Annotated in this window: 12 protein-coding genes; 4 read left to right on the top strand and 8 right to left on the bottom strand. The window is 45.4% G+C overall.

Going from position 1 to position 15,437, the window contains the following annotated elements; genetic code table 11:
• Positions 1 to 261 precede the first annotated feature (261 nt).
• From AC1DP6_RS21975 to AC1DP6_RS21965, 3 genes are all read right to left on the bottom strand, one after another.
• Positions 262 to 807, bottom strand: a complete 546-nt coding sequence (locus AC1DP6_RS21975) for a pentapeptide repeat-containing protein (protein ID WP_477056739.1) — start codon at positions 805 to 807, stop codon at positions 262 to 264.
• Between the two features lie 290 nt (positions 808 to 1,097).
• On the bottom strand, positions 1,098 to 2,132 hold the full coding sequence (locus tag AC1DP6_RS21970; RefSeq protein WP_477056738.1) for a hypothetical protein: 1,035 nt from the start codon (positions 2,130 to 2,132) through the stop codon (positions 1,098 to 1,100).
• Positions 2,133 to 2,168: 36 nt separating this feature from the next.
• Positions 2,169 to 2,633 carry a hypothetical protein gene (locus AC1DP6_RS21965; RefSeq protein WP_477056737.1) on the bottom strand — a complete coding sequence of 155 codons (465 nt, stop codon included), beginning with the start codon at positions 2,631 to 2,633 and terminating at the stop codon, positions 2,169 to 2,171.
• Positions 2,634 to 2,812: 179 nt separating this feature from the next.
• Between AC1DP6_RS21965 and AC1DP6_RS21960 the strand changes: the two genes are divergently transcribed.
• Positions 2,813 to 3,358, top strand: a complete 546-nt coding sequence (locus tag AC1DP6_RS21960) for a prolyl-tRNA synthetase associated domain-containing protein (RefSeq protein ID WP_477056736.1) — start codon at positions 2,813 to 2,815, stop codon at positions 3,356 to 3,358.
• A 69-nt stretch (positions 3,359 to 3,427) separates the two neighbouring features.
• On the opposite strand, the gene AC1DP6_RS21955 is transcribed toward AC1DP6_RS21960, so the two are convergent.
• Together AC1DP6_RS21955 and AC1DP6_RS21950 are read right to left on the bottom strand one after the other, a co-directional pair.
• Positions 3,428 to 5,077, bottom strand: coding sequence for a RagB/SusD family nutrient uptake outer membrane protein (locus AC1DP6_RS21955; RefSeq protein WP_477056735.1), 1,650 nt, complete (start codon positions 5,075 to 5,077; stop codon positions 3,428 to 3,430).
• A gap of 27 nt (positions 5,078 to 5,104) precedes the next feature.
• Entirely contained in the window at positions 5,105 to 8,116 is a 3,012-nt protein-coding gene (locus AC1DP6_RS21950; RefSeq protein ID WP_477056734.1) for a SusC/RagA family TonB-linked outer membrane protein, read from the bottom strand.
• A gap of 1,697 nt (positions 8,117 to 9,813) precedes the next feature.
• On the opposite strand from AC1DP6_RS21950, the gene AC1DP6_RS21945 reads away from it, so the two are divergent.
• Positions 9,814 to 10,311, top strand: coding sequence for a GNAT family N-acetyltransferase (locus AC1DP6_RS21945; protein WP_477056733.1), 498 nt, complete (start codon positions 9,814 to 9,816; stop codon positions 10,309 to 10,311).
• Between the two features lie 5 nt (positions 10,312 to 10,316).
• Positions 10,317 to 10,787 (top strand): MarR family winged helix-turn-helix transcriptional regulator, encoded by a 471-nt coding sequence (locus AC1DP6_RS21940; protein WP_477056732.1) that lies wholly within the window; start codon positions 10,317 to 10,319, stop codon positions 10,785 to 10,787.
• A 43-nt stretch (positions 10,788 to 10,830) separates the two neighbouring features.
• Here AC1DP6_RS21940 and AC1DP6_RS21935 read toward each other — a convergent pair whose 3' ends face one another.
• Positions 10,831 to 11,442: a hypothetical protein gene (locus AC1DP6_RS21935; protein WP_477056731.1), complete on the bottom strand. Its 612-nt coding sequence runs from the start codon at positions 11,440 to 11,442 to the stop codon at positions 10,831 to 10,833.
• A gap of 165 nt (positions 11,443 to 11,607) precedes the next feature.
• Between AC1DP6_RS21935 and AC1DP6_RS21930 the strand changes: the two genes are divergently transcribed.
• Positions 11,608 to 12,033 carry a hypothetical protein gene (locus AC1DP6_RS21930; RefSeq protein WP_477056730.1) on the top strand — a complete coding sequence of 142 codons (426 nt, stop codon included), beginning with the start codon at positions 11,608 to 11,610 and terminating at the stop codon, positions 12,031 to 12,033.
• Here AC1DP6_RS21930 and AC1DP6_RS21925 read toward each other — a convergent pair whose 3' ends face one another.
• A complete protein-coding gene (locus AC1DP6_RS21925) occupies positions 12,034 to 13,923 on the bottom strand; it encodes a CocE/NonD family hydrolase (RefSeq protein ID WP_477056729.1) in 1,890 nt (629 codons plus the stop codon).
• A gap of 30 nt (positions 13,924 to 13,953) precedes the next feature.
• Positions 13,954 to 15,426, bottom strand: a complete 1,473-nt coding sequence (locus AC1DP6_RS21920; RefSeq protein ID WP_477056728.1) for a RagB/SusD family nutrient uptake outer membrane protein — start codon at positions 15,424 to 15,426, stop codon at positions 13,954 to 13,956.
• Positions 15,427 to 15,437: the final 11 nt, after the last annotated feature.

Genomic DNA, 15,437 nt, shown 5'->3' with positions numbered 1-15,437 from the left:
TTATACTGACTACTGCAGCGCAAAGGCTATTGCGCTGCTACAGCCACAAAATGCAACCGATAATCATTTGTAGCTGGCAAAAAAAGCCAAAGAAAAATATTCCCTCAGCACAAAGGTTTTCAAGCGTTTTGGCATATAAAAGGTTTCCCTACAGGAATCAGATAGTAATCGTGTTTATTACTGCATTCAAAGTGACTGTTAAATCCGCCATGAGAGCAGATGACTTTTACCCTTCCCTCACGTGAATCAAGCTGTTTTCTTTTAAATAACGGTCACCTTTGACAACTCCATGACCCCTAAACCTTTAAGTGCAACATAGGTCAGCTTATCCATTGTCGCACCATCAAAGCAGATGGTTTTCATAGCAAGGTAGGATTTGTTGGTCACGGAAAAAGGTAGTGTGAATGACACATTTCTGAGTGTCGCTCCCCTAAACGAAACGTCGTTCAGCACAGACTTGTTAAACCTCACACCGGTGAAGGTCTGCCCGTCAAAACAAAGTTCTCGCAGGTCGCAATTATTGAAATCAACGTTGTTAAAGATACAGTTCTCAAAGACTGCTGTCCTAAGGTCGGACTTGCTAAACTTGACATCGATGAGATTTACATCTGTGAACTTCGCGCCTTGTCCAGACATGCTCAGGGTAGTGCGCACAAGGATGGATTTATGGAAGCTTGCATTCGTAAGGTCAGTGACAGAAAAGTTGCAGTCTGTCAGATTTGCGCCATCAAAACTGGCTTCACTCGCATCGATGGTGTCAAATGAGCTACCGGTCAAATCGGCGCCTGCAAAATTGGCGCCGCACAAGACATATTCAGCGACTTTCGCGCCTGGGCAATTTTGCCACCTATTACCTTAGTATCCATACGATATGTTTTTATTTTTTCGATGCTTCAAAGATATTCAGGTCAAATCCAAAATCAATAAAAACGCAGCACTTAGTAGTTGTAATTACACTATTTATGGTTGTTATTCAACAACCCGTAGTTGTATATATTGAAATTCCCGCTGCATTCAGGCCCTGGGAGCAGGAAATGGTGAAAATGAAGAACGGAATACTAACTCCGCCGGTTAACTATAGCTTTCACCATATTTATTTACTGAATTGTGATGTTATCCAACATCTGATAGTTGAAGTTCAATATTTCGTTCATCTCCTTCAACGGATCGTAGTTACCGCCAAATTGCGCCCGGTAAACATCAGCATACACAAACACATGCGCCTGTCCTACTTTCTTATACCTGAGACAAAAAACAGAACGAATGATGGCCTTTTGCTTACCGGCATCATAATCAAGCTCATACCCTATCACACCATTACGATCTTCTTTGAAAATCAGCCGGTTTGGGCGCTCCTTTTTCCAACTGGCAAGGTCAAAATCGGCCGGGTCTGTAGAGACCCAAATGGCCAGTTGCTTTAGTCCGTAATCCTTTTTGGAATGCCGGATATCATACACGACAGCATTCTTAACGAATGTGCCGATTTTGATAGCTCCAAACTGTTCAGTTTTAATCTGTCCGGTTTTTTTAAGATCAATATCCTTTGGAATCAGTAAGTTGATCTTTCCTCCTTTGTCATCCTCAATAACCTGACTTTTTTGGGGCAATTTCTCCAAAGGATCCAATAAGATCTGGGGATTTGAAGTCAATTGCTGCTTCAGTCCATTTATTTTGTCGGCAACGGCTTTCTGCCGGGCCATCTCTTTATTGATATCATCTTCGTATGCTGCTTTCGACATCCGGGTAAATTCCATTACTGTATTTTGGGATTCAGTCATCGTCGCAAGATCCTTGAACATCACTCTAAAAATATCCCCATCAAAAGATTGACTGTACATTTTGTAATATTCATGGTTCCTGATCTGGAGCTGAGAAAGACTGTTGAAACCGGAAAGGCCTACACTGAATTTAGCAGGTAACTCAAAAATCAAACGATCTGCCCTTCTGATAAAATGAAAATTATAATCGAGCATTTCCTGCATGGCGTCGACCGTTAATCCTTTAAAGGGGGTCTTGTCCTCCCTGTAGATGGTGCTTAGCTTCCAATATGTTTCGCCGTTCTGAGATTTACAGTTTAAGCTAGCTATCATGACCATGATCCAAACAGTCGTAATTCTTATATTTATGAGCATCTGATTATTATTTCAAGGATATCTTTTGTTAAAGCATTATACCTTCCCAATAAGCTTCTTCCAGTGTGGCAACTGTGCCGGCGCTTTGGCCGCCACTTCTTTCAAAAACTGTTCGGTAACTTTCTGATAACCTTTTTTCAGATCAGAAAGTGGAAAGGTTTTGTTGCGCCATTTTTTGCCGCCGCCGCTACCTGAGACAACCGAATCAACAATGGAAAAGGCTACCTCATTCGGTTTGATCAACACAAATTGAAACGCCGGTTGCCCCTGCTCCCCCTCATCATAGGTGTATTCGGTATCTTTTCCTGATTCGAAGTTGCGGATTATCGTGCCCAATACATCGAACCAGTGATTCAGGCACACATCTTCCTCCCCAAAATAGCCCATGGCAGGTACCACCTTCTCATCGATCACGATCTGTAAGTGGCCGTGTACATGCGAGAAATCATTGGTGTTTCGAGCGGGCTTACAGATGCCCAATCCCATTCTTAATTGTCCCATAGCGGTAAAAATAAATATTTATCCCGATCCCCAAAACAACAAAAGTGATTCCAGTGAGGATTGTTTTCTGTTTTGCAGAGGTTAGACCAGTCAGCAGATTATCATCTCCCTAAAAACTTCTCCCCGGAAAAAATCAATATCCTTACTTATTTTCGTGAAATGAACTAAAGTATGTTTTGATGATCTATGTAAGTGAGTCGAAAACCACTGCTCCGGCGGTATTTAAAACAGCATTACAGGAAATGGTTTACCAGACATTGCAAAAACTGTCTGTGCCGTTTGAGCGGGTAGATACCGATGAAGCCATTACTATGGAAGATTGTATCCGGATTAACGAGCAATTGCATATGAAAACAGTGAAGACATTGTTTCTGTGTAACCGCCAGCAAACTGATTTTTACCTGTTCATCACTACGGCGGATAAACCTTTCAAAACGAAAGACCTGAGCGCCGTATTGAATATTTCCCGGCTATCATTTGCGCCGGTGACATTGCTGGAAAGCATGCTGGGGACGTCAGTAGGCGCTGCCACTATTTTTGGCGTCATGCTGGACAAAGAGAATAAGATACAGGTAGTTATTGACAAAGATATTCTTTCAGAAGAATGGTATGGTTGCAGTGATGGTACTACTACAGGTTATATGAAAGTACCTATGAACTGGATGATGCCGCATTTTCTCGATTATGCCGGGCATGTACCGAGGGTGATTGGATTAAGCAGTTAGCTTTTAGCTTTTAGTAAATGCAGCGAAAATTACATTTACTAAAAGCTAAAAGCCAAAAGCCAAAGCTTCCTAGTATCCCGGGTTAGGCACCAGGTTAGGATTGAGGGCCAGCTCTATGGCAGGAATAGGGAATACACGGCGGAACATATCGTTATCAGCTGGCTTAAAGCCCCACTTACTTTCAAATTTGCCAAAGCGGATCAGGTCATTTCTTCTCCAGGCTTCCCAGGCAAATTCGCGGGCGCGTTCTTCCAGAAGCATCGGCAACGTAGTACCCACCCATGGCGTGGTACCGGCACGTGCGCGGATCTTATTCACCAGCACGTCCGCCGTTTGCAGCTCTCCTTTTACAACAGTAGGTGTTGCGCCGCGAAGGATGGCTTCTGCCTTCATCATGATCACATCTGCCAGACGGAGTACCGGTAAATCGGTATTCTGGAAGCGGGTAGAAGTATTTACGTTTTTGTCAGGATAGTACTTGATGGAACGTACACCTTTCAGTTGTCCTTTGAGGTCGTTGCCTACATCCAGTTTCGCTTCACCACCGGGTTTCAGGGTGAGATCGGGGAATATTTCCACCCACCAGTCGATCGGTGTATCGGGACCGGTAGAAGAAGCATCCAGGGTTTTGGTAGTGGTATGTACGATGTTTTGCGTGCCGTCTTTGTTATACTGTTTACCAGCCAGCCAGGTGCCGTTGCGCACATCATTAGGTTGATTAAAGTAAGCATAAAAATCAGGTATAGTACTCAAAGCCACGCTGGGGCCAAATGCATCCGGCAGGTCGAAACGCGCCTTCAGGAAGGGATGCAGGCAGAAACGTGTAAAGTGGCAACCTGGAATCAGGTTGGCGTCGTAAGGAATGGCGAAGATCGTTTCCCTGATCTGCGGACCATTATCCGGTTTGAAGATGGAAGGATAGTCGGCATCGAGTGAATAAGGAGCGTTGATGAGGACACTGTCTGCCATTGCTACTGCGTCGGCATAACGTGGTGTACCAGTATAGTACTCCGCATTGAGATACATTTTTTCCAGCAGGGCAAATGCCAACCATTTGGTTGCGCGGCCATAGGTACTTCCATCTACTTTCGTCGTGAGATCGGGCAATGCTGATTTCAACGTGTTTTCAATAAATGCAAATACTTCCTTACGTTGTTTGGTGGCTGGTGGCGTAGTTACCGGAAAGGTATCCAGCACCGGGATATTGCCATACAGGTCCATCATAAAGAAATAGAACAGGGAGCGCATGGCTTTCAGCTCTGCTACTGACGAAGTTTTATAAGCGCCCGCAGGTAAGGCCTTCATTAAGTTGATGGTGTTATTCGCAATATTAATACCTCCAAATCCCCACTGCCAGGCACTGATTACATAGGGATGGCTGCTACCCCAGGTATGCAGATGCATAAAGCGGTATTTACCCCCATCGTCATAGTTACCATCGCGGGCAGGGATGATGGCCTCATCTGTAGAAAATTCCTGCAACATCCAGTAGTCCACTCCATAGCTAAATCCGGTACCATTCATCCAGTAGGTAGCGTCGCCTGATTTGGTGTTGGCCAGCTGTGCATATACGGCGCCGATGGCGGCGGCATAGGAGCTGTTATTAGAAGGAAAGTTTGAAGGCGTATATTTTGATTCCACACCCACATCCAGCTTGCTGCATGCTGCCAGCGCCGTTACGGCAAGCAGGAAAATGCAAAGGATTTTTTTAGCTCTCATATCTTGATATTTAAACAAACTGATTGATTAGAAAATAGCATTCAGACCAAAGATGAAAGACCGGGTTTTAGGATAATAATTCCGGGCGTCAATACCTGGTGTAAGGCCGCCGAGGTCCATTTCAGGGTCTATACCGGTGTATTTGGTGATAGTAAATACATTATTCACGTTGCCGTATATACGTAATTTGCTGATGTAATTACTCCTGGTTTTGAACGTATATCCCAGGGTGAGGTTATCCATACGCAGGTAGGAACCGTTTTCCAGGAACCTGTCAGAGATCATGAAGGAGTTCTTATCGTTGTAAGACTCACCAGCAGTGAACTTCAGGATGTTAGTCATCTTGGCATCTGTTGGGGTATTCAACGCTGCCTTGGTAGCATTCAGGATTTTATTACCGGTTACGCCGCGGATAAATACATTCAGGTCAAATCCTTTCCAGGTGAAGGTATTGCTCCATCCATAGGTAAGCGTAGGTTGTGCGTTACCTGCGCGCATCAGGTCACCGATGGCGGGAGAGGTAGTTACAGTACCATCTGCTTTCTGGTAAGTGGAAACACCGTCTTTGTCTTTACCCAGGTAATGGAACAGGGTGAAAGTACCGATAGGCTGGCCTTCCAGTACTTTCTGGCTCCAGTTACCGGATTGGCCTTTGCCGCCGAGGATAGCAGTAGGGATATCTTTCAGTGTAAAGCGACCGTTGGACAAAGAGCTGATGCTATTGGTATTGTGAGAAACGTTAGCCGATGTTTTCCAGGAGAAGTTTTTGGTGTGTATCGGTTCTGCATTCAGTACTACTTCCACTCCTTTGTTACTCACTTTTCCTACGTTGGCCAGCAAGGTAGTAGTGATATATTGCGTAGTGGTTACCGGGTAGTTCCAGATGAGGTCAGAAGTTTGCTTGTCGTAATAGTCTACCGCACCACTCAGTCGCCCGTTGAAGATAGCGAAGTCGATACCGGCGTTCAGCATACCGGTACGTTCCCATTTCAGGTCGGGGTTGGCATTCTGTACAGGGGCGATGGCATTAATCAGGTTCCCATTATCGTAGTAACGGCCGGTGGTGCTGTATTGCAACTGTGCAGCCAGTGGATCGAAGCCGAGTGAGTTACCGGAACTTCCGTAGCTGACACGCAGCTTCAGGTCGTCGAAGAAGCCATTTGCCTTCATGAAAGGCTCCTGGCTGATGCGCCAGCCGGCTGATACAGCGGGGAAATAACCCCAGCGGTTATTTTTACCAAATGCGGAAGAACCATCATTACGCAGCGACACCAGGAAATAATATTTATCTGCATACTGGTAGTTGATTCTGCCGTAGTAAGAGATGAGGCGCAGCGTGGTGAGGGTGGTAGAACCGGAGTTATCAAATACCACGGTACCAGGAGGTGGGTTGCTCAGCGCCAGGTTATTCCAGGTGAGGGCGTCGCTACCGAAACCCTGAGTAGTAACACCGAAGCCATCGCCATTGTGGTCTTCCTGCCAGGAGTACCCGGCCAGCACTTTGAAGTTATGTTTACCTACTGTTTTGTCGTAGTTAAAATAAGATTCAATGATATTGCGGGCATTGGTCCAGGCAAGGCGGGTAGCTTTACCGTTCAATCCTTTTGCCAGCACGGACAGACTGTTATAGTACACGTTCCTGGTTACCTGGTCCCGCTGGGTGGTAAGACTCAGTGTATAAGTGAGGCCAGGCAGGATTTTCACTTCTGCCAGTCCGTTGGCGAGGAACTTATTGATTTTCGTTTCGTCGTTGTTGTTGGCAATCAGCGAAACAGGGTTATTACTTCCGCGGATATTACCGGCATAATCTTCTGTGTAGGTACCGTCAGGACGGGTAACCAGCACGGTTGGCAAGTAGTTGAGCATGTTGCCGAATACCGCATCGGGTACATTGTTTTGTGTAGTAGAGGTATTAAAGAGATTTAAAGAGAGGCGGAGGCGGTCATCAAACGCACGTTGATCGATATTAGCCCTCACTCCCAGCCTGTTCAGCGATGAAGTTTTGATGATACCGGGGTTATTGAGATAATTTACGCTGAAGCCATAGGTAGTATTTTTGGCGCCGCCCATTAACGAGAGGTTATGATTATGGGAAACGGCATCGCGCTGTACTTCCTTCTGCCAGTCGGTGTTTACGGGCGTGGTAGTACCCGGATACACATCGTTGTTGGCGGCGGCCAATACCTGGCCGTTGTCAGCGAGGTATTTACGTAATTCGTCGCCGGTGAGTACTTCCAGGCGGTTCGCTACTTTTTCCAGTCCTACGTAAGCATTGTAAGCGATACGCAGTTGATCTGCTTTAGGGCGGCGGGTGGTTACCATGATTACGCCGTTCGCTGCCCTGGCGCCATAGATAGCAGTGGAAGCACCATCTTTAAGTACGTCGATGCTGGCAATATCATCCGGCGCCACCATATCGATGGGTGCACCGGGAACGCCGTCGACCACGTAGAACGGCTCCTGGGCGCCACTACGCAAGGTAGAAGGTCCTCTTAATATTACTGTTGGATTTTGGTTGGGGTTACCACTTTTAGTGATGGTTAAACCGGGTACCTTGCCCTGCAGCAGCATAGAAGGGGAAGCGATAACGCCTTGCGTAAATTCACCGGAATTTACGGAGCTGATGGCACCAATGACATTCTTTTTACTGGTTTTGCCATATCCGGTGATCACCACGTCGTTGAGTTGTTTCAGCTGCGGGAGCAGTGATATGTTAAGCGTATGGGAGCCGTTTACGGAAATTTCTTTGCTTTCATAACCCACAAATGCGATGTGCAATGTGCTGTTACTACCGGCAACGTCTAAACGATATTTACCTTCTGCATCAGTTACTACACCGCTACGGGTGCCGGCTTCGGAGATACTGACGCCGGGGATTGGTTGATTTTTGTCATCGGTAATTTTGCCCTCGATCCTGAATTTATTCTGCGCCTGCACTGGCGACAGGGCCAGACAAAGGCAGACAATCCAGCACAGGAAGGCTGGCAGCAGTTTTACAGGTAACCGCAATAAAAACCTACATTGATAGATTTTGTTCATAAAGCAATCTTTAAGTGGCTTGTTTGTTTTAAATGTTAATGGCTGTTGTTCTTGAATGGAAGATGCATTAGCTTACAATTCGCCAGGCGTAAAGCATTTGGTGCAGTTTTAATGAATACATTCATGTTTGATCGATAAGAAGTATTTACGCCATAAAACTAAATATGATGCTGTTGAATTAATAACAGATGGTGTTATCAGATTATTATCTTAATATCATTTGGTTGAATTTGCTTACCTGTAGTGCTTTTCAGACAAACCTATGCCGCACTGCGGACTTGCCCGTACACACTGACGATATACGTACGACTTATTTCTGAGGCAGGAATCATTGGCTACATTCCACCACAGCAATAGATTCCATCGAAACAGATGGCTATTGAATTTTATTTCTCAAAAAAACTAACTGTAACTGATGGTTATTATTTTCGATAAGGGTGTTCCAAATGCACAATGCCGGATATAGAAATTGGTGTTGATGTACAGCTGGTTACATTGATATTGCACACGGCAGAAAGTGCCTGTCAGCCATCACCTCAGCCTAAGCTTCAACTGATCATTACCTATTCTATACCTCGCCGCCAGTTGACCAATACTATGAAAAGATGTTAATTCCTCATAAAGCAAATATGATTTCTTTTTGAAGAAAAGGTACGTGGAACCAACTACGACCAAATTAGTATTTCACTTGGAAGAAAGAAAAAAAAATTTGTTTTCTGAGAGATCCGAAAGCGTAAAATATTGCGCCTTTCGGCCATGCAGGCTCACGAAATCGGTTTCGTAATATGCAGTAAAGCGGTATGGCTATTGCTATTTCGTATAGCTATTTCCTGCTGGAAATAAATACTTGTGCCAACATGGATTTGGGAGGGTTTCTTCTATACGAATTACTTCGGCGGATATAATATGCGAGAAAACTGATATTTTGTTGAAGGGTTTGGATGATTGGACAAATTGAGCTTATCCAGGTCCAGAGGCCTCTTTCACAAGCACTAGCCGTAGTTCATTAATTCATGTGAGCATTTTACCCTCGTTCAACACTAATGCTACACTAACGGTTGATGGAGAAACTCACTATCCCTCCTCTGGAAGAGGCGCAGACGATCATTTTTACGTAGAACTTGATGCCACGTCTCACACTTTTGTACTTCAGGTTGGATATTAGAAACAATATAAATCAATGGATCTGTATTTTAAAAATGTAGATCCGTTGATTTTGTTTGGATGGGTTCAAATATCAAGTGATTTGGACACTAATTATTAAGCTGGACTTTAATATTAAAAGTCACCTTCGTTTTGAATAATAAACCTTTGCAGACCCAAAACAGAAAAGCCGCGTAAATCGTGTGATTTATGCGGCTTTGACCCTGCCTGTATTCTTTGTTGCGACCCTCACGGGACTCGAACCCGTATTCCCCTTGCAGGGCAGTATGGCTGTAAATACGCTTCCCTACTCTGTGTTACCGTTTCGGTGCATCTGTAAATTGTGATCATTGCAAAGCATGTCTGCAACGATATGTTTCCATACACTCCGCGGTGCCGTAATTTTACCGCAGCTTTGTCCATTTTAAGCTAGAAGGCCTGCTTGTTTTTACAAAGAGACAACACTACTACGCAACCCACCTGCGCACTTAAATAAAAAATAAATTTTGATTTATGTAGTCAACTACGTAGTTTTATACCATAAATCTATGCAAATGAGTACGGCACCTACTATAAGAATGATTGACAACCAGTTTTGCAAGCAGGTAATTGATATTATACTGCCCATACAACAAATAGAATTTAACGTTCCCATCACCATCGAAGACCAACCAGATCTGCATGATATTGAAACCAATTATCATCAGACAGGCGGCGGATTCTGGGGAGCCATGGTAAACGGCGAACTGGTTGGTACGATTGCCCTGATTGCCACCGGCCACCAGGCTGGCGCCATCCGCAAAATGTTTGTAAAAAAAGACTTCCGGGGCAAGGAATTGGGCCTGGCACAACAGCTCCTCGATCAACTGATCACCTATTCCAGGTCAGCAGGGATAACAGATCTTTACCTGGGCACGGTAGATAAGTTGGCAGCCGCCATCCGTTTTTATGAACGCAATCATTTTAAACAGATAAAAAAGACGGAATTACCATCGTACTTTCCGGTGATGAATGCAGACAACGTATTCTATCACTTACACCTTAACGATTAAAGGATATGACAAATGTGATTGACGAATCGGGTATACTGGCTATTTCTACCCGGTTGCAAAGACTCAGTGATCAGCTGCGCAAAGATGGGCAGCTGATCTATAAAGCCAATGGCATTGAGTTTGAACCTAAATGGTTTCCCGTTATTTATACCCTGTATCTTAAACCCGTATTATCTGTAGTGGAAATTGCGGTGGAAATAGGATATTCCCACCCTTCTACTATCAGCTTGCTCAAAGAGCTGGAGAAACAAAAACTCATCCGCTCTAAAAAAGACAGGGCAGACGAACGGAAACGACTCATACAGCTCACGGAAAAAGGGAAAGCGCTCGTCACAGATATGCAACCGGTATGGAAAAGAATGGTCGTTGCACTCACTGCACTAACGGATACTAAAAATAACCTGATGAAAGCGATTGAAGAAGTGGAGTTACAAATGAAAACATTAAGCTTTCTGGAAAGGGAACAACAACTGTAGTTGATAATTTGGAGAAAAATAAGGAAAGATATCTGCCGGAGGTTCATTCTAACAATCCCTTCACCAGCGCCTTCCACTGCAGCTTAGAGATACCAATGGCGCCGGTGGAGCCAACCACGGCATTCCTGATCTTATCTCCTACGTCAGCAGTTTGCGTATTAGGCACTTCATTACGCCCGTATACGGTAGCGGTAATGGTGGCCCCGTTCCTGACCAATACAAACGAACTACTGGCTTCTTTCCGCAGAAAATGTGCAATACCGGCGCTTTTCTGGATGGGATGCTCCGTAGGCCGTGCCCGGATAAAAAACACTTCCTGGTGCTCATTGAGCATCACATGCTCCTTCTGTTCAATCTTTACCCAGTCAAACCCCTTCCCGGCATTGGTACCCGGACCAGGAATATCTATTCGTATATACATCCCCGTTTCAGCCGGCCCCTCGGCCAGTTTGCCGGTCAGATCCGTCAACTGAAATTCAGAAGAGAAACTTCCACTCATTCCTGCCCATTTATTTACATCAGACAGCCTTGCTACCGCCGCCTTAAAAAAAGTCACCGCCGCGGTTTCATGTACCAGCTCCTTCGTCTCAGACGTAGTTGTGGCTTCTCCAATGTATTGTGCAGGTATAAACGGCGCTGCAATATTATCTGCCATAACACGAATTTTTGCTGGTAAAATAATAAGCGAAAAGATTAAAATTGTTGCCGGCCCTTTATTATTGCTCACTCCGATTGTAGTACATTTGGGCTACGAAGTTGAGATGCACCTCTGATCATCAGCACGGCAAAAGACGATTTGTTCAATCTAAAGATACGAAATATGAATAGCTTGTATATGCTTTTCTTAACCTGGTTCCTGCACCTCGGCTGCGGCAACATCCCGAATATCCCGGCTAATCAGACAAATGGTAAAATCACCGGTAAATGGATGCCGGTGAAGTCTATCATGAGCGCTACTGAAAACAAGGAAAAAGCATTTGAAAAAATAGATACCAACTTCAGCCCGATTGATGTGCTGCTCTTTAAGGAAAATGGCAACATCGTAGACGGCGGCCAACGCTACGAATCCTATGTGCTGGACCGGGAAGCCAAAGAACTCACCCTGCAGGAAGCCAATGGCGACGCCATCACCTTCAGGATACGCGTCCTCACCCCACAACAAATGATCATTTTCCGGGAGGATGAGGAAGTCTATAACAATAAGCACCGGCAGATGAAACTGGAAATCCATTTCAAACGACCGTAATTATTTCAACACCGGCAAAATGATACCGGAAGGGTGATCCTTATCATGATAAATACGGATCGTTTCTTTTACAAAGTCCTTTTCTGTGGCTTCGTATATATTTACGAACTGCTGCGGATTTCTGTCTGCCAAAGGAAACCAGGTACTCTGCACCTGGATCATGAGCCGGTGCCCCTTCTGAAAAGTATGGGCCACATCCGGTAAGGTAAACTTCACTTGCTCAATTTTACCGGGTTCAAACGCCTGCGGCTCCTCAAAGCTATGCCGGAAACGTCCCCGGAAAATATCACCCCTTACCAGCATCTGGTAACCACCCAACGGATAAGGCCCCCCGGCATCACGCGTTCTGTTGGGAGGAGGCGTATTGGGATAGCGGAAATCATCCGGAAATACATCTATCACTTTCACCACAAAATCTGCATCACTACCTGTCAGGCTTACACGCAGATCTGCTGTAACCGTGCCGCCTATGGTTAAATCTGCTGTCAGCGTATCTGTTTCGAAAGTCAGTACATCTGCCCGCCGCGAGGCAAACCGCTGGTCATCCGTCATATAATCACGGGTGCGGATATAATGTACATCCTGCGTATATGGCACCGGATGCGCCGGATCACTTACGTATTCACAGAAACCTGTCTCGCTTTTATGCCATGCCAGCTCCCCGTTTTCCTGTAAAAAAATCTCCCTTTCCTCGGCTACCGGCGGCCATTTATCGTATTGATGCCATTTGTTTTCACCACTGAAAAACACGTTAGCTTCTGCGATGGCAGACAAATCGCCTTTTCCTTTGAGATGATAATTAAAAAACGGTACTTCTATATGCTCCTGGTACCAGGCGGCAGTGTTATCGCCAAACTGAATATTGCCCAGGTGCGTACCATCTGTAGAGGCCCATTGGCCATGGTACCAGGGGCCCATCACCAGCCGGTTGAAATGTGCACCCGGATTACGTTGTTCTACTGCCTTATATAAATTCCAGGCGCCATAACAATCTTCTGCATCAAACAAGCCRCCCACTACCAACACGGCAGGTTTTATACTGTCCACGTAATTACGCGGATCACGCGCTTTCCACCAGTCGTCGTAATGCGGATGCGCAATGATTTCTTTCCAGAAAGCCAGACTATCACCCGTTAGTTTCGTGAAGTTTTTGATGGTCCCTATTTTCAGAAAAGTATTGTAGTTATCGGTACATGGTAATTTTAATGCCTGTACCGGCGCTACCGATATCGGTTTGGGATGAGGATATCCAAATCCTTTGGTATAAAAGCCGAAACAGTCCATCAGGAAAAAGGCGCCGTTGTGATGAAAATCATCTCCACGAAACCAGTCGGTTACCGGCGCCTGCGGGCTTACCGCCTTCAATGCCGGATGTCCGCTCAACGCAGCCATGGTAGTATAAAACCCCGGATAGGAAATACCAAAAGCACCTACCTTGCCATTGTTACCCGGTATATTTTTCAGCAACCAGTCGATGGTATCATAGGTATCGCTGGCCTCATCAATATCATTGCCCTCCTTATGCGGATTAAACGGACGCACATCTTTAAATGCTCCTTCGCTCATCCAGCGACCACGCACATCCTGCACCACAATAATATAATGTTCGTGTGCATAGCTGTTCCAGTATATATTCCAGAGATTCGGGCTGAGATGTTGTTCCCCGTAAGGTGCTGCCGAGTAAGGCGTACGCGTGATGAGTATCGGGTGTTTCTCAGTGTTGTCTTTCGGCAGGTAAATAGCCGTAAACAAATGCACCCCGTCCCGCATACGGATTTGACGCTCCTGTTTATAATAATTTTTCTTTACCCATATTGAGTCACTGGCATGCTGCCCCCAGGCCGGGAGCACATACAGTGCTCCCAGCAACATAAAAATAAAACGATTCATACTACGCTATTTAATTCAACCCGCCTGCCATCATGGATTCTGAGGAAAATTGGTCGGATCGTTGTGAATATCTATTTCGCTTTGCGGAATAGGAAACAGCAACCGGGCCGGCGTCAATACCGGGGTAGCCAGGTTGTACTCTTTCTGCAAATGTGCCTGCATAATCGCTAATCCTTTGGAATAACGGATCAGGTCAAACCAACGATTATTTTCAAAGGCCAGTTCTACCCTTCTTTCTGCAAAAACGGCATCACGGAAACTACCCTGATCAGGGAGGTCTGTAGCGGTTTTCGCTATCAGGCCAGCTCTTCTTCTTACCTGGTTCAGGTAATCAAAAGCACTACCAGGCCCGTTAGCAGCACTATATCCCTGCTCATTCAGCGCTTCCGCCTGTAACAACAATACATCCGCATATCGTAATACCGGGAAACTGTTTCCACCGTCACCGGTAGCACCAGGTACATCCAGGTATTTCTTTACATAATTCCCTTTCTGTGTGGTGGTGGCATTTTTAAAGGAAACCGTATCCAGCGAAGCGATCAGGCGCTTATCATCTTTCTCGTAAGCAGACACGATATCATTGGTAGGCCGGTTGTTATTGGATCCCCCATAGGCGACACCGTTATAGTAGAAAGAAAACGGCACCATGTCCGTGAAATAGGTATTGCCTTCGGATGGACTCAACCCTTTCTTAAACCGCACAGTGAATAACACTTCGCTGTTGACTGCATTGGCCGGGTTATACAAACTGGCATAATCCGTTAACAACGTATAGCCGGTAACGTTTTTAAGCACCGCAGTTGCAGCAGACCATTTTTTCTCTGTCACATATACTTTACCCAACAGCCCATTTGCCGTACCGGCAGTTGCCCTGCCATAATCACCGGCATTGGAGTATGCCACAGGAAGTAAGGTAGCAGCAGATTGCAGGTCCTTCTCGATCTGTGCATACACATCTGCTACTTCATTTCTTTTATCGTTCTGTGCTTCTGAAGTAGTTTCTGTTTTAATCACCAGCGGTACTTTTCCATACAAACGTACCAGGTCAAAATATACAAATGCTCTCAGGAACTGTGCTTCTCCCTTGAATTGTTTTTTGGAAGAATCCGGAATGGCAGCCGCATCTATCTGATCCAGTACGGCGTTAGCACGTGATATGGTCACATAGGCACCTGCGTATACGTCTGTCAGGAAGGGATTGGTAGTGGTTTCCGTGAACAGGTCTATCTGGGAAGCTACGCCACCCAGCGCACCACGATCAAGGATATCTGTATTGTCACTTCTTACTTCCATCAGGTAGTAACTGGATTTACCATAAGAGCGTGTACTCTGCAGCCCGTCGTAGACAGCATTTACGCCCTGCTGGAAGTCATTGGCTGTTTTAAAAAAGGTCGCCGTAGTTTGATTGGATACCGGTGCCAGGTTAATAAAATCTTTACTGCAGGAAGATATAACCGTTACCAGCGACAAGCCTGCTATTGCTTTTGTGATACTTAACTTCATAAGTTCCTGTT

The organism is Chitinophaga sp. 01L420, assembly GCF_056399985.1.
The sequence above is the reverse complement of the archived record's forward strand: the minus strand, read 5'-3'. Positions and strand labels throughout refer to the sequence as shown.

Bases quoted from the DNA above. Each gene is read 5' to 3' on its own strand.
- AC1DP6_RS21970 (WP_477056738.1), bottom strand. From the start codon at position 2,132: ATGCTCATAAATATAAGAATTACGACTGTTTGGATCATGGTCATGATA.
- AC1DP6_RS21940 (WP_477056732.1), top strand. From the start codon at position 10,317: ATGACAAATGTGATTGACGAATCGGGTATACTGGCTATTTCTACCCGG.
- AC1DP6_RS21930 (WP_477056730.1), top strand. From the start codon at position 11,608: ATGAATAGCTTGTATATGCTTTTCTTAACCTGGTTCCTGCACCTCGGC.
- AC1DP6_RS21945 (WP_477056733.1), top strand. From the start codon at position 9,814: ATGAGTACGGCACCTACTATAAGAATGATTGACAACCAGTTTTGCAAG.
- AC1DP6_RS21960 (WP_477056736.1), top strand. From the start codon at position 2,813: ATGATCTATGTAAGTGAGTCGAAAACCACTGCTCCGGCGGTATTTAAA.
- AC1DP6_RS21935 (WP_477056731.1), bottom strand. From the start codon at position 11,442: ATGGCAGATAATATTGCAGCGCCGTTTATACCTGCACAATACATTGGA.
- AC1DP6_RS21950 (WP_477056734.1), bottom strand. From the start codon at position 8,116: ATGAACAAAATCTATCAATGTAGGTTTTTATTGCGGTTACCTGTAAAA.
- AC1DP6_RS21920 (WP_477056728.1), bottom strand. From the start codon at position 15,426: ATGAAGTTAAGTATCACAAAAGCAATAGCAGGCTTGTCGCTGGTAACG.
- AC1DP6_RS21965 (WP_477056737.1), bottom strand. From the start codon at position 2,633: ATGGGACAATTAAGAATGGGATTGGGCATCTGTAAGCCCGCTCGAAAC.
- AC1DP6_RS21955 (WP_477056735.1), bottom strand. From the start codon at position 5,077: ATGAGAGCTAAAAAAATCCTTTGCATTTTCCTGCTTGCCGTAACGGCG.